The following is a 14,535-nucleotide window of genomic DNA, read 5'->3' on the forward strand; positions in this document are numbered from 1 at the left end:
TTAACAATGTATCCTATTTAAAAGAGCCTTTTTAAAACAAAAAAGCAGCAATTTATACAAGATAAATTACTGCTTTGATTTATTTTAAAACTAATAATAAATAAAGTGTTGTGCTAGTTAACGATAATACGTTTCGTAGTCACTTTTTTGTCTGTGATTAATTTTAAGATGTATACATTCGGGCGTAAGTTGCCTAAATCAACAGAAATTTTATCTTGATGATTGAATACTTTTTCATATAATAATCGTCCTGTATTTATATCTAATACTTGAATCATTCCACGTTGCACTTCCGTTTCTTGAATTTGAACCGTGAATTGTCCACGACTCGGATTTGGAATTAATACAATGTCATCGTCCGCTGCTGTTCTTTGGAATGGTTCTCCTCTGTCTTCATTGGTTTCTCCGTTAAATTCAACATAATAGTGACATTCACTTCCGTATTCAGCTTCAGGATCATCAGATAAGTTTTGAGAGAATGCAAAGTGATAGTTTACGGATTGTCGCACACCATCATTCATTCTAAATTCTACACTTAATGGATAGTATTCTCTCGGTGGAATTTCTACGCTTAGTAATTGTGCTCTTGTCGGATCAACAATTAAAACTTCTCTACGTTCTTGGTCAAGAATTTCAATTCCTTCTGAGCGTGCGCCGCTACTTAACCAACTTTCCCATAGTTCTCGACTTAGTTGAAATCTAATTTCTCCAAGTTCTCTAAAAGGTGTACTTACTTGATCTACTAATGTAAAATTGATATCAAATCGTGCATGTTCAAATGTATGATTTCCAACAAGAATACCGCCAAAACCAGTTGAATAACTTCCTCCTAAGTTTACTAAACTCGCGTTTCTCGTAACAATATTATTATTGTTTTTAACATTTGGTCCAATTGGTGCGCCAGGTCCTGGATTTTCATTTGCCATTGGATCGTTTGGATCTACAATTCTTCCCAAGAAACAAATCATAGCACCGTTGCTTAATCCAAAAATAGCTGGATCGTCTGGTTGCCATTTTGCATCAATGATATATTCTTGTCCTGGAGCCAACGCTGGAATTCTAAATCCTTGTCCTGCAACATACGTATTAGTAGCTGTAAAACCTGTATACGGAACTGTTAATTCGCCACCGCCAGGATTTCCACCTACAAGTACTGTTCCATCCCAAGATTCTGGCCATGTTTCTCCCGTAGAACCTAATGTCCAATATAATTTTGCATAGCTTATGGATGAGGTTACAAAACTTGTGTTGTGTACTCTAAAACGCATTACATTATAGTTAGAACCTATATATCCTGGATCTTCGTGTGTAAGGTTTAATCCTGAATTGTTTCTACGATTCCAGATGTCTGGACTTTGCCAAATACCTTGTCCTGAATTGTTTGGTTCTTCTCCTCCATCACGTGAGCTATCAAATCCTGCTAAATCATATCCGCTATCGCAACCCATTGTTTTTAAAACTTCAGCACCTGTATTTGCTGGATCTAACCAATTACTTAATCGTGTAGAGTTGGTTCCGCCACCAGTCCAAGAACCAGAGAATTTTCCGTAATTATTATTATCTACTAAGCTTCCACCAGATCCTGTACAGCCAATATTCAAATCACCATTCATTAATTGTCCAACAATTTGATGATTTTGGTTGAATAATGGCGAACCACTTGATCCTGGTTCTACCAATCCATCATCCCATTGATCTATTAACCAAGTATTTGTAGTTGATGCTGGATTGCTGTCAAAAGAGATTTTTTTGATATCTCCACGTGGGTGATGAATTCCGGTTACATCTGCTGGCGTTGTTCCACTTTTATCCCAACCTGCATACGTTACATTGTACGAAGCTGGAATTGCAGAGTTAATTTCTACCAAACAGAAATCAGTTGTTGTTCTTCTCGCTCTTAGTGTTGCTCCAGTTAATGATTGTGAAGACGGTGATGAAGCTGGGTTAGCACATGTAGCACCTTGCCAGTTGAATCTAAAAACCCACGATGATGTACTTGGATTGTAGCAATGATTCGCAGTTAATACATACGGTTTTTTGTCTTGATTTGTATTGTTTACTACGGAACCAGAACACGATCCGCCACCAACAATGATAAGCATACTTGCATCTATTTCACAAGTCCAAGGTGCGCCAACTGAACAGTTTACATTGTTGTGACACCATCTACCACTTGCATCTCCAAATGCGTACGGCGTTCGGTACCCGTGAATTACTTTGTCTAGCAAGATTTCCCCTTCTCCAATAACATCTTTAGGTTCTAAATATTCTATGGTAATAAAATCACCTTGAATTAAATCTGTTGCAAAAATTCCGTCTTTACCGTTATTTTTGTCTGTAAATGCTCCAAGTACTTGATTTTCCTTGTTGTAGATGAATAGTTTTCCTCCTGCTGGAAGTTTGTACTTTTTGAAGATTAAGTTGATACTTAATGCATTTGGCGATACAATGGATACATTCCAAATACGATCGCCATTTGATAATGTTTGCCAAACGCCATCTTTTAAGCCAATTTCAACAGAAATTTCAGCTCCAAATCGGAATGGTTTTAGTTCATCTTTAGTGAGTTCGTCTTCACGTTTAAAAGATTCAACATCAACAAGTGGCATATCAATGACTGGAATTTCAGCCGATAGAAAGCCTTTGTTTTGCAGTGTAAGTCCGTACGGAGTTCCACCTTCGCTAAGTTGCGCACTTAATTGCCAACTCAGAAGTACCAAAAAGCAGGTACATAGTAGTTTTGTTTTCATGGTTTGATTAATTAGGTTAAGTATTTATTTTATAACTACTTAAATGTAAACTAATTAATCATTAAAAAGGAAGGTTAAACACGTATTCATTAAAGGTAAAAGACCTTTAATATAGAAGGTGAAACCACATAATTGTTAGAAACAATATTCTTAAATTTAGTAGTTTTACCTTTTTTTATTGTTAACTGATTATTACTCGTTCAAATTAACATCAGTTGTTTTATGTTTTACGTTGGAAACCCTAACATTTCGCCCATTCCAATAGTAAATAACCAACTTCCGTAAATAGCATGTTCAATAGAAACTAGTAAGGTAGAACGCGTTTTGACATACGTCAATGCAAAGAGAATACCGCCTAAGAAGGTTAAGATTAATACCAGCGTATTGTTGAATAGTAAATGTGCTAAACAAAATACAATGGCATTGATGAAAACGAGTAGCTTCTTGTTTTTGAATAACGAATCGTATCGCAAAAAGAAAAATGTTCGGAAAATTAATTCTTGTGGATAGACAGAAAAGAAGCTGTATATAAATAGAATTACAACCCAAACCAACGGTTTTGTTCGTACAACAATGAATAATTTAGAGGCATCTGTAAAATACACATACGCACTTGTGATGAGGATAATTGCGCAAAGTAACACCAATGTGCGTCGCCAAAACATCTTCCAATCTAGTGATTCGTTGATTTTGAAGCGTTGTTTTTCTACCTTGAGCAACATCCAAAGTATATAGAAAAAACCACCAATAATGAAGCCCATTTTTAAATATATTGGATAATTGAGTACCAAACTCACAGGCAATGCGATAAAGAGCAAGAAAAATTCTGTAAGCTTATAACCAGTGCTTTGTATGTACATTTAGGTAATTTTTTGTAAAGATACGATAACTATTAAAGCGAAATTGCCGTGGTATGTTTTACTTCGCCAATGACAAATATACTGTGCGTATTGCCAATATTGGGAATTGCTGTCAATTTCGTAATCATAAAATCACGATACGCTTCCATATCTTTCACGAGTACTTTTAAAATATAATCGTAATCGCCACTTACGTGATAACATTCCAATACTTCTTCTAGTTTTAGAATTTCGCGTTCAAATTTCATTACAAAATCTTTAGAATGTTGCGTTAAACGCACATGACATTGTGCTAAGAAGTTTTTTTCGATTTTCTTTTTATCTAAAAGTGCTACATAGCGTTTAATAACACCTTCTTTATCAAGTTTTTTGATGCGTTCGTACACAGCTGTTACGGAAAGATTCAACTTGTTCGACAGCTCTTTAGTGGTTTGTTTGCTATCACTTTGCAATAATGTCAACAAAGTGCGGTCGGTTTGATCGAGTTTTAACATGGAAAAAAATCTATAATTAGTTTTTTACAAAAGAATTAAACTTAAATATATCTACAAAAATACAATTTAATAGTTTTATTTTCTACTTAATTAAATACTACTTGATTTTAATTCTAATTATTTTCACTTTTGATTATAATTAAAACCACACGCTTATGAAATTTAATCCTGCGAGTAACATTCAAGATTTACAATATTTTGGCGAATTTGGAGGTGTGAATCCTTCCATTTCAGATTCATCTACCTATACCTTTATTTCAGCAAAAACCATGTTTGACACCTTTGAAGGCAATGCAGATGGTTGTTATTTGTATTCCCGACATACATCTCCAAGCAATTTATATTTAGGCGAAGCTTTAGCCGCGATGGAAGGTACAGAAACTGCAAATGTTTCTGCTTCTGGAATGGGCGCAATTACGCCTGTTTTATTGCAATTGTGTAAAAGTGGCGATCATATTGTTTCGAGTCGAACTATTTATGGCGGAACGTATGCTTTTTTGAAAAATTTTACACCACGATTTAATATTGAAACTTCATTTGTAGATATTACAAAGTTAGACGCTGTAGAAGCAGCTATTACATCAAACACGAAAGTTTTGTATTGTGAGTCTGTGAGTAATCCTTTATTGGAAGTTGCTGATATTGCTGGTCTAGCCAAATTAGCTAAGAAATACGATTTAAAATTAGTCGTAGACAATACATTTTCTCCATTATCAATTGCGCCTGCAAAATTAGGTGCAGACATAGTGATTCATAGTTTAACAAAATTTATCAACGGCGCAAGCGATACCGTTGGTGGCGTGGTTTGTGGAACACAAGCCTTTATTGATGAATTGCGAAATGTAAATACTGGCGCAAGCATGTTATTGGGCTCAACAATGGATAGTTTGCGTGCGGCTTCCGTATTAAAAAATTTACGCACACTTCATATTCGCATGAAACAACACAGTTACAATGCTGCTTATTTAGCAAAAATGTTTGAAGCTGACGGTTTAAAAACGGTGTATCCGGGATTAATGTCACATCCATCTCATGAATTATTTAAAAGTATGATGAATGCAGAATATGGTTTTGGCGGCATGTTGACGATTGATGTTGGAACTATTGACAAAGCCAACGAATTGATGGAATTAATGCAGGAACAAAATTTAGGGTATTTAGCCGTTAGCTTAGGGTTTTACAAAACCTTATTTAGTGCACCGGGCACTTCTACTTCGTCTGAAATTCCAGAAGATGAGCAAGCAGCAATGGGCTTAACAGATGGCTTGATTCGTTTTTCTATCGGATTAGATAATGATATACAACGTACCTATAAAGTCATGCGTGAATGCATGGAAAAATTGAACATATTGGAACCAGAAATGGTGTAATTGCAGCGTTTAGTTAACGTAAGAGGGAACATCGAAAGGTGTTCCTTTTTTTTATTCATACTTTTTTAGAAAGCTGCTATTTGTGTAAAAAACATATTTCAAAAAAGCACTGTAACTACGGGTTCGTAACCATCATTCATGCTAAAATTGAGAGTCTGATTGCGATATTTGATCATTATTAATTTTAAAAACTTTTTATTATGATTTATGACATTATGGATTACGGAGTTGAAGCTGATGGTACTACCGATGACATTGCTGCAATTAACACTTTAATAACAAATACCAGCAATAGTGGTGGTGGTACTCTCATTTTTCCATCGGGAAAAGTTATTCTTATTTCTGCTCCTATTCAACTAAAGTCAGATGTTTGTTTGATTACGTCAGGAGCAAAAACGACACTAAAAGCCATTGATATTGACGATGATGAGACTGATCCTGAACCTCAACCAAATGGAACACCAGATACTGACATGGCAAGTATTTTCTCAACTTATGGAGGAGCATCTGGAACTCGAAAAAATATTAAAATTAGTGGGTTTGATTTTGTTCTATCTCCAAGTGGGAATGGAAATCCATTAGATGACTTTACATTAGACTTCATTAATCAAGCTATTTTTATCAATGACGCTGAAAATATAACTATTGAAAATTGTGCTTTTAATAATTTGTCAGCCTTTGCTGGAATATATGTTCAAGAAACCAAAAATATAACTATAAAAAATTGTGTTTTTAAAAATTCTTCTGGAGGAGTTAATTTTCATGGCACAAACGAAAATGTGAAAATCGATAGTAATACTTTTGAATACCTTAGCACTCATGGAATTCATATACAAGGAAGTGGTGATATTACTAATAATAAATATTGTAGTAATGTTTGGATTACTAAGAACAGAATCGTTATTGGTGCAGAAGATGTTCATGGTATTTATTTAACCTGTGGCGACACTCAATTTGCTGGTTCTTCTTCACATCATGAAAATGTAGTGGTTGCTGACAACGTCATTACTGGTCCTGGAAGCTTAAGTAATGCTAGTGATGGTACCGCAGATTTATTTAGCTTAAAAGATATTGTGCGATTAAAATGTTATGGGAATACAGCGCGTAACTCTGGAGATTTAGGTTTTGCTATTGAACGTTGCCATTTTGGAGTTGTGTCAAATAATACAGCTGATCAGAATAATTCATGTGGAATTTCAATTTTTGGTTCTTCCCATATGTCAGTTACAGGAAATGTATGCGCGCACAACGAACAAAATCATGATTATGACCCTTTAACTAATTCTGGCGGATTAGGATCAGCACCATACGGAGGAATTCGTGTAGAATTTGACAGTGTGCATGTTTTACTAAGTGGAAATCACTTTTTCGGAGCTGGATTTGAAGCTGGAAATACAGAGCAAGGTCAGACGTACGGTATTGTAGTAAAAGAAGCTAATGTAGAAGATATTACAGATATAAATTTGAGAACTAGAAGTCCTTATAATATTAAAATCGGAATCAATCATTATGCGGATAACAAAAATGGAGATATTTATAATGAAATCGAAAGTACTATCATTTCTGATCTAAATGCAACTGTAGCTCCAACACCTTAAACAATTTTACTTTATGTAATTATTTAAATGCAAACCAAAATTTTACAAAAAAGGAACATCGAAAGGTGTTCCTTTTTTTTATCCAAGCTTACAGAAACAGGAGAAATAACCTGAGTAGTTTTACCTGATTATAAATAAAATATCGCTCATTACGGTTTCCCGTAAAATAAGCCAGTCATTTTTAGTTATCATTGAGTCCCAGATTATAATTAAAACCTAATCCCTGCATGAGCAAGAATGTCTACATACTGCGAGAGCGCAAAGAAACTGGAGAATTACACCTTTTCTTAGCAAATCCAACGGAAGAGAATGAATGTCGATCGCAACATAAATCTATCTGCGGACGTACGAATATAGAAGAAGAATCAAGAACAATTTTCGCATGTCAGCCCGAAGACAGAGCGCGGATTCAATGTGCGAAAATTGGAAGAACTATTTGCACAACTTGTGTAAGTCATTTGTATGCGGATGAGGTGTAGTGTGAAACTGTTTTGAGTTATTGAGTTATTGAGTTATTGAATAAAAAAATTCGGGTATTCGTGGCGAAACTTCTCGATACAATTTTTCTTCATTTCATTACAAAAAATCACTCGAAGAGACGATTCCAACACATAACTAAATCCCTCATAAACCAAAAAATACTATTTCCCTTTAATTCGTTCCCAGAAAATACCAAAAACATCACCTAATGTCATGTTTTCATCAAACTCTGGCTGGAAAGGTTTCATATTGAGTCGATCACCATCTTTGTAGATTTTAAATGAAAATACTGCCGATTTACCATTTCCGGTATCTATCGAAGGATACCGCAAATCACTGTAAATATAGGTTCCATCTTCATTTTTTGAAAGATTGTAATAATCATTGCTAAACCAAGCCAATGATGCCAAGTCAGGATTTGATTTTGGAATTAAATCATGGGTTTTTGGAATAACTTCCCAATCGATAAAGACATTTTTGGTATCAAACAACGAATAAAAAGCAACATGATATTCCGTTTCTGTTTCTGCAATTCCAAACCATAATACATTATTTAAAATAGAAGGTTCTGTATTATACCGTTGATATGTAATCCCTTGTTCGGCTAACGATTTTTCAAATACCGAATTGATATAGAATTTGTTTCCAATCGTGAATAACATGTATATAGAACTAATTCCAAAACCAAGTTTTAGCCATAATCTTCGCGTTGGATTTTTACGATTAAAAAACATCATCACTATCAAACACAGTAAAAACGGCACTGTATATGTTGGATCTGCCACAGAAATATTACTAAAAGCTACCCGATAATCACTGAATGGTAAAAATAATTGCGTTCCGTATCCTGTAAAGCAATCTAAAATAGGATGTGTAAAGATGGATAAGAAGAATAACCACGTCCAATCTTTTTGAGTCGTTAAATCTTTCCGTTTGCCAGTATCATACAATTTATAGACCAACAAACCGAGCAAAAAGGCGGCTAAAATAGCAAAGGTCATGGAATGCATGAATCCTCTGTGAAATAACATTGCGTCTATTTGATTGCCATACATCCAATTGCCAACAAACACATCTAAATCGGGAATCGTTCCACCAATAGCTCCGAACATTAACGCTTTATTTCCAATCTTTTTTCCTAAAGCGGCTTCTGCGCATGCGGCTCCTAATACAATCTGCGTTAATGAATCCATGAATTTTTATGTATTATTATCTAAGCTATATATTAAAAATATTTTTAAAATTAACGAGAATATTATCAGCTTATTATTTTCATTTTCTTTGATTGCCCAAAGAAAACAGAAACAAAAGAAAAGGCACTTTTTCTGGTAGGTATTTTTAGTTTTCTCGTTGGAAAACTAAAACCGAAATACTTTTCCTAAATTTCCTCCAAGGCTTCGGAAATTTTTAACGTAAAATCATTTCTATACTTCAGAAAAAGAATGATTTAAACGTGAACCTTTTTATTAAATAACATGCAACTCTAATTAATTATAAGTTTGCAAAGGTACGTAACCAAATTGATTTGCATAGAAGTTTACAAAATCGTAACATTACGCTAGGAAAAATAACCACACCAAAAACTACTATGGAAAGTCAAGATATCAAACCTAGAGAACCACAAGACGAAAATATTATTGAGAATAAAGAGTTGAGCATTTGGGAAGCGTTAATTCCTGTGATTGCTTTGGTAGGAATGTTATTTTACAATGTAAAGTTTGCCTTTGGAGATGATGCGCTTAGTGGAAGTAATCAATTTGTATTGTTATTAGGTGCCGCAGTTGCAGCGATTGTTGGGTTTTACAATAAAGTTTCATACAAACAAATGCTTGATGAAGTTGCTGAAAATGTAAAATCGACTACTGGCGCGTTATTAATTCTACTTTTTGTAGGTTCACTAGCAGGAACTTGGTTGATTAGTGGTATTATTCCTTCTATGATTTATTACGGATTACAAATTTTGAATCCTACAATATTTCTTCCAGCCTGTGTTATAATTTGTGCTATTATTTCAATTGCTACCGGAAGTAGCTGGACAACTTCTGCTACGGTTGGTATTGCACTCATTGGAATAGGAAATGCTTTAGGTATTCATGCAGGAATGACCGCAGGAGCTGTCATATCTGGAGCTTATTTTGGTGATAAAATGTCGCCATTGAGTGATACAACAAACTTAGCGCCAGCAATGGCAGGTGGAGAATTATTCTCACATATAAAATACATGACGTATACAACGGTTCCGACCATTATAGTAACGCTGATAATTTTTATTATCATCAGTCTATCAATGGATGTAACTGGTTCTGCAGATACTAGTGAGATGTTAGCTTCTATTTCATCTTCTTTCAATATTTCTCCTTGGCTATTTTTAGTGCCAGTTGCAGTTATTTTTCTAATCGTAAAAAAAACACCGCCATTAATTGCATTATTAATCGGAACACTTTTAGGTGGCGTTTTTGCTGTAATTTTTCAACCAGAAATTGTTACCACCATTGGTGGAGGTGATAGTTTAACGTTCAACAATGCATACAAAGGTGTAATGAACGCAATGACTGTTGATACTTCTATTGAAACAAGCAGCGTCGAATTGAATGATTTATTTAGTTCTGGCGGAATGAGTGGAATGCTAGGAACTATCTGGCTTATTGTATGTGCCATGGTTTTTGGTGGCGTTATGGACGCAATTGGAGCTTTATCGAGAATCAGTAGTGCCGTTTTAAACTTATTCGATTCTATTTTTGGACTTTTTGCAAGTACAGTAATTAGTTGTGTTGGATTAAATGTATTGGCTTCTGATCAATATTTAGCCATTGTAATTCCTGGAAGAATGTATAGAAAAGCTTTTGAAGATAAAGGCTTAGCGCCAGAAAACTTAAGTAGAACCTTAGAAGATGCAGGAACCGTAACATCTGTACTTGTTCCTTGGAATACTTGTGGAGCGTATCAATCCGGTGTATTAGGTGTTGATACTTTCTCGTATGCAGGATATGCCTTTTTTAACTGGTTAAGTCCATTTACAACATTATTATTTGCTGCTTTTAGAATAAAAATAAAACAGTTGGCAACAAAAATCGCATAGTCAATAACCTCATTTTAATGGTTTTATAAAATGGATTTATTCTTCTCAGAATAGACCATAAACATTATCTATTGCTTGATAAAGAATTAAACTTTTCTTTATCAAAATCTCTATAGCACATACCTATATTTGCAGCTGAAAAAATTCAATAAATTCAATAAATTCAAAAACAAATATAATTATGAGCTTAGTAGGAAAAAAATTTCCAAACTTAAATGTGGACGCAATGAACGAAATGGGTGACACGTTCAAAGTAAACGTTTTAGAAGAAGCAATAAATAACAAGAAAAAAGTTGTATTGTTCTGGTATCCAAAAGATTTTACTTTTGTTTGTCCAACAGAATTACACGCTTTTCAATCAGCTTTAGGTGAGTTTGAAAAAAGAAACACGATCATTATTGGTGCTTCTTGTGATACTCCAGAAGTTCACTTCGCATGGTTAAATTCTTCAAAAGATAACGGAGGAATTGAAGGTGTAACGTATCCTTTATTAGCAGATAGCAACCGTAACTTATCGAGCATTTTAGGAATTTTAGATATTAAAAACGAAATCTACGACGAAGAAACTGGAACTGTTCAGGTGGAAGGTGATAACGTAACGTATAGAGCTACCTACTTAATTGACGAAGAAGGAACTGTTTTTCATGAAGGCGTAAACCACATGCCAGTTGGAAGAAACGTGAACGAATTTTTACGTTTAATTGACGCGTACACACACGTACAAACAAACGGAGAAGTTTGTCCAGCAAACTGGGAAGAAGGAAAAACAGCAATGCAACCAAATGCAAAAGGAACTGCTGCATATTTAGCGACTCACTAAGAATAAAATAAGTACAAAAAAACGGTTATGATAAAAGAATTAGAACAAGATAACTTGGCGCAAGTAATTGCTGAAAATGATACTGTTTTTGTACAATATTCTGCTACTTGGTGTGGAAATTGTAGAATCATGAAGCCAAAATTTAAAAAATTAGCTTCTGAAAATGAAAATGCAGTGTTTTTGGTTGTAGATGCTGAGAAATATCCTGAAGCTAGACAGTTAGCAACTGTTGACAATTTGCCAACATTTGCAGCTTTTAAAGGTGGAACTTTCAAAACGCAAGTACAAACCAATAAGTTTGATGTATTAAAGGAAATGGTAAGCGAAGTTGTATAACACGCAAAACTGATATTGAATTAAATAAATACACATGAAATTACCCGTAATAAAACATTTGACGACTTTCATTGAAGAAAATGATCAAGATTATGTGATTGAAACGATTGAAACTTTAGAAGCACTCACAGAAGTTCCTTCACTAAAAGATGAAGAACTCGATGTTATTGGCGAACTAATTTCAAACATGTATGGAGCGCTTGAAGTTGACAAAATGGTCAAAGAAGGAACTCCTAAAAAAGAAGCGTTGAATAGTTTTATGAAACGTGTGTTAGGTTCAATAGATACATAGATTACTATATTCTATAAAAGTAAAAAAGTCACTTCTCGCGAAGTGACTTTTTTTGTATGTCTAAATTGAGTTATTTCTAAGCAAGATCAAACCTGTCTAAGTTCATCACTTTCGTCCAAGCTGCAATGAAATCTCTGACAAATCTTTCTTCTCCATCGTTTGCTCCATATACTTCTGCAACTGCACGAAGTTCTGTATTAGAACCAAAGATTAAATCTGCTCTCGTTCCTGAAAACTTCATTGCTCCCGTTTTACGATCGCGACCTATAAATTCTTTGTCTGTTGATGTTGCCGCTTTCCAAGTAATTGAAAAATCGAGAATATTGGTAAAGAAATCATTTGTCAAACTTCCAACGTTATCTGTAAATACGCCATGTTTAGATCCACCATAATTTGCTCCTAAAACTCGCAAACCACCAACTAAAGCAGTCATTTCTGGTATAGAAAGCGTTAACAAGTTAGCACGATCTACTAATAAATCTTCAGCTGCTACATCTAACTTAGCATGCATATAATTTCTAAATCCATCAGCGATAGGCTCTAAATATCCGAAAGATTCTAAATCTGTTTGTTCTTGTGAAGCGTCTCCTCTACCTTGTGTAAAAGGAACACTTGCGTTATGACCCGCATTTTTAACTGCTTGTTCTACTCCAACATTTCCAGCCAACACAATTAAATCTGCCATAGAAATAGTTCCGCTAAATGCATTTTGAACACCTTCTAAAACCGTCAACACTTTATTTAATTCCACTGGATTGTTTACTTCCCAACTTCTTTGTGGCTCTAAACGTAAACGTCCTCCATTTGCGCCACCTCTTTTATCTGAACCTCTAAAAGTAGAAGCTGAAGCCCAAGCAGTCGTAACTAATTGAGAAACCGTTAAACCTGAATCTGAAATCAGCCCTTTTAAGGTAGCAATATCAGCTTCACTTAACGTGTAATCAACTGTTGGTATTGGATCTTGCCATACTAATTCTTCTTTAGGAACTTCAGGACCTAAATAGCGAGAAATTGGTCCCATATCACGATGCGTTAGTTTGTACCATGCACGTGCAAATGCATCTTCAAATGCTTTGTGATCTTTATGAAAACGTTCAGAAATTTTTCTGTAAGCCGGATCCATTTTTAAAGCCATATCTGCCGTAGTCATCATCAAAGCTTGCTTTCCATTTGGATCGCCTGCTTTTGGTGCCATACGCGCATTAGATGCTGCTGTTGGTGTCCATTGATGTGCTCCAGCTGGACTTTTGGTTAATTCCCAATCGTAGTTTAAGAGCACTTCAAAATAATCTGCATCCCATTGTATTGGGTTTGGTGTCCATGCACCTTCAATTCCACTTGTAATGGTATCATCTAAAACACCTGTTCCAAATGTATTTTTCCAACCTGTGCTCATTTCTTCAATAGAAGCTCCATGCGGTTCTGCTCCAACATATTTATCAGGATCAGCCGCACCGTGTGCTTTACCAAATGTATGTCCACCAGCTACTAAAGCAACTGTTTCTTCATCATTCATTGCCATACGACCAAAAGTTATTTTAATGTCGTGTGCAGATTTTAATGGATCAGGTTCTCCGTTTGGGCCTTCTGGGTTTACATAAATTAATCCCATGTGTACAGCTCCTAGATGACCTTCTAAATCGCCATCGCCAGTATCATAACGTTCGTCATTGTCTAACCATCCTGTTTCACTTCCCCAATAAATATCTTGTTCTGGTTCCCAAACGTCTTCACGACCTCCAGCAAAACCAAATGTTGGAAAGCCCATAGATTCTAGTGCGCAGTTTCCTGCTAAAACCATTAAATCTGCCCAAGAAATTTTATTTCCATATTTCTTTTTAACAGGCCACAATAATAATCGTGCTTTATCAAGGTTTCCATTATCAGGCCAACTGTTTAGTGGTGCAAAACGATGTGTTCCTGTTCCTGCACCTCCGCGTCCGTCTCCAACACGATACGTTCCAGCACTGTGCCAAGCCATACGAATCATAAATCCTCCATAATGACCATAATCTGCAGGCCACCAATCTTGAGAATCTGTCATTAAATGAACAAGATCTTTCTTTAACTCGTCATAATTAATGCTACTAAAAGCTTTCGCATAATCGAAATCATCACCTAATGGATCATTCTTTGGAGCATTCTGACGTAAAATATTTAATTTTAATTCGTTTGGCCACCAATCACGATTGCTCGTTCCACCACCAGCACTCTTCTTTTGAGTTCCGCTTAAAAACGGGCATTTTGCTGCGTTTTCATTATGATCACCGTCTGAATAAGAGTTATTTTCCATTGATTATATGTTTTTAGATTTTTAGTAGGTTATAAATGTAACTACTAATTTACTAAAAATTAAGATAAAAAAATTGATTGTTACTATTTTACGATAGTTTTTGACTATTAAAAGATAAAACCATGATAGTTTAAAATTATTTGATAAAATTATGCTAAGTGTT

12 protein-coding genes are annotated in these 14,535 nt (G+C 35.0%); 7 read left to right on the plus strand and 5 right to left on the minus strand.

Features of this window, described 5'->3' with window-relative positions:
* Positions 1–113: 113 nt before the first annotated feature.
* The 3 genes from H2O64_RS21140 to H2O64_RS21150 all read right to left on the minus strand — a co-directional run bounded on the left by H2O64_RS21140 (position 114) and on the right by H2O64_RS21150 (position 4,104).
* A complete protein-coding gene (locus H2O64_RS21140) occupies positions 114–2,750 on the minus strand; it encodes a T9SS type A sorting domain-containing protein (protein WP_187564232.1) in 2,637 nt (878 codons plus the stop codon).
* 227 nt (positions 2,751–2,977) lie between these two features.
* On the minus strand, positions 2,978–3,610 hold the full coding sequence (locus tag H2O64_RS21145; RefSeq protein ID WP_187564233.1) for a CPBP family intramembrane glutamic endopeptidase: 633 nt from the start codon (positions 3,608–3,610) through the stop codon (positions 2,978–2,980).
* Between the two features lie 32 nt (positions 3,611–3,642).
* Entirely contained in the window at positions 3,643–4,104 is a 462-nt protein-coding gene (locus tag H2O64_RS21150) for an Lrp/AsnC family transcriptional regulator (protein WP_187564234.1), read from the minus strand.
* A 155-nt stretch (positions 4,105–4,259) separates the two neighbouring features.
* On the opposite strand from H2O64_RS21150, the gene H2O64_RS21155 reads away from it, so the two are divergent.
* From H2O64_RS21155 to H2O64_RS21165, 3 genes are all read left to right on the plus strand, one after another.
* A complete protein-coding gene (locus H2O64_RS21155; protein ID WP_187564235.1) occupies positions 4,260–5,474 on the plus strand; it encodes an aminotransferase class I/II-fold pyridoxal phosphate-dependent enzyme in 1,215 nt (404 codons plus the stop codon).
* 200 nt (positions 5,475–5,674) lie between these two features.
* Positions 5,675–7,072 (plus strand): right-handed parallel beta-helix repeat-containing protein, encoded by a 1,398-nt coding sequence (locus tag H2O64_RS21160; RefSeq protein ID WP_187564236.1) that lies wholly within the window; start codon positions 5,675–5,677, stop codon positions 7,070–7,072.
* Positions 7,073–7,299: 227 nt separating this feature from the next.
* Entirely contained in the window at positions 7,300–7,551 is a 252-nt protein-coding gene (locus H2O64_RS21165) for a hypothetical protein (RefSeq protein ID WP_187564237.1), read from the plus strand.
* 162 nt (positions 7,552–7,713) lie between these two features.
* Here the strand turns inward: H2O64_RS21165 and H2O64_RS21170 are convergent, their stop codons facing one another.
* Entirely contained in the window at positions 7,714–8,745 is a 1,032-nt protein-coding gene (locus H2O64_RS21170; protein WP_187564238.1) for a metal-dependent hydrolase, read from the minus strand.
* A 395-nt stretch (positions 8,746–9,140) separates the two neighbouring features.
* Here H2O64_RS21170 and nhaC point away from each other — a divergent pair, with 395 nt between their 5' ends.
* The 4 genes from nhaC to H2O64_RS21190 all read left to right on the plus strand — a co-directional run bounded on the left by nhaC (position 9,141) and on the right by H2O64_RS21190 (position 12,079).
* Entirely contained in the window at positions 9,141–10,631 is a 1,491-nt protein-coding gene (gene nhaC / locus H2O64_RS21175; RefSeq protein WP_187564269.1) for a Na+/H+ antiporter NhaC, read from the plus strand.
* A gap of 181 nt (positions 10,632–10,812) precedes the next feature.
* Complete coding sequence (locus tag H2O64_RS21180) at positions 10,813–11,451, plus strand: peroxiredoxin (protein WP_187564239.1); 639 nt, start codon at positions 10,813–10,815, stop codon at positions 11,449–11,451.
* 27 nt (positions 11,452–11,478) lie between these two features.
* Positions 11,479–11,787, plus strand: a complete 309-nt coding sequence (locus H2O64_RS21185) for a thioredoxin family protein (protein ID WP_187564240.1) — start codon at positions 11,479–11,481, stop codon at positions 11,785–11,787.
* Positions 11,788–11,821: 34 nt separating this feature from the next.
* Entirely contained in the window at positions 11,822–12,079 is a 258-nt protein-coding gene (locus H2O64_RS21190) for a DUF6952 family protein (RefSeq protein WP_187564241.1), read from the plus strand.
* A 76-nt stretch (positions 12,080–12,155) separates the two neighbouring features.
* Here the strand turns inward: H2O64_RS21190 and katG are convergent, their stop codons facing one another.
* Complete coding sequence (gene katG, locus H2O64_RS21195) at positions 12,156–14,372, minus strand: catalase/peroxidase HPI (RefSeq protein ID WP_187564242.1); 2,217 nt, start codon at positions 14,370–14,372, stop codon at positions 12,156–12,158.
* Positions 14,373–14,535 lie beyond the last annotated feature (163 nt).

This window comes from Kordia aestuariivivens, from assembly GCF_014397005.1.
Classification (GTDB): domain Bacteria; phylum Bacteroidota; class Bacteroidia; order Flavobacteriales; family Flavobacteriaceae; genus Kordia; species Kordia aestuariivivens.

Bases quoted from the DNA above. Each gene is read 5' to 3' on its own strand.
- H2O64_RS21140 (WP_187564232.1), bottom strand. From the start codon at position 2,750: ATGAAAACAAAACTACTATGTACCTGCTTTTTGGTACTTCTGAGTTGG.
- H2O64_RS21145 (WP_187564233.1), bottom strand. From the start codon at position 3,610: ATGTACATACAAAGCACTGGTTATAAGCTTACAGAATTTTTCTTGCTC.
- H2O64_RS21150 (WP_187564234.1), bottom strand. From the start codon at position 4,104: ATGTTAAAACTCGATCAAACCGACCGCACTTTGTTGACATTATTGCAA.
- H2O64_RS21155 (WP_187564235.1), top strand. From the start codon at position 4,260: ATGAAATTTAATCCTGCGAGTAACATTCAAGATTTACAATATTTTGGC.
- H2O64_RS21160 (WP_187564236.1), top strand. From the start codon at position 5,675: ATGATTTATGACATTATGGATTACGGAGTTGAAGCTGATGGTACTACC.
- H2O64_RS21165 (WP_187564237.1), top strand. From the start codon at position 7,300: ATGAGCAAGAATGTCTACATACTGCGAGAGCGCAAAGAAACTGGAGAA.
- H2O64_RS21170 (WP_187564238.1), bottom strand. From the start codon at position 8,745: ATGGATTCATTAACGCAGATTGTATTAGGAGCCGCATGCGCAGAAGCC.
- nhaC (WP_187564269.1), top strand. From the start codon at position 9,141: ATGGAAAGTCAAGATATCAAACCTAGAGAACCACAAGACGAAAATATT.
- H2O64_RS21180 (WP_187564239.1), top strand. From the start codon at position 10,813: ATGAGCTTAGTAGGAAAAAAATTTCCAAACTTAAATGTGGACGCAATG.
- H2O64_RS21185 (WP_187564240.1), top strand. From the start codon at position 11,479: ATGATAAAAGAATTAGAACAAGATAACTTGGCGCAAGTAATTGCTGAA.
- H2O64_RS21190 (WP_187564241.1), top strand. From the start codon at position 11,822: ATGAAATTACCCGTAATAAAACATTTGACGACTTTCATTGAAGAAAAT.
- katG (WP_187564242.1), bottom strand. From the start codon at position 14,372: ATGGAAAATAACTCTTATTCAGACGGTGATCATAATGAAAACGCAGCA.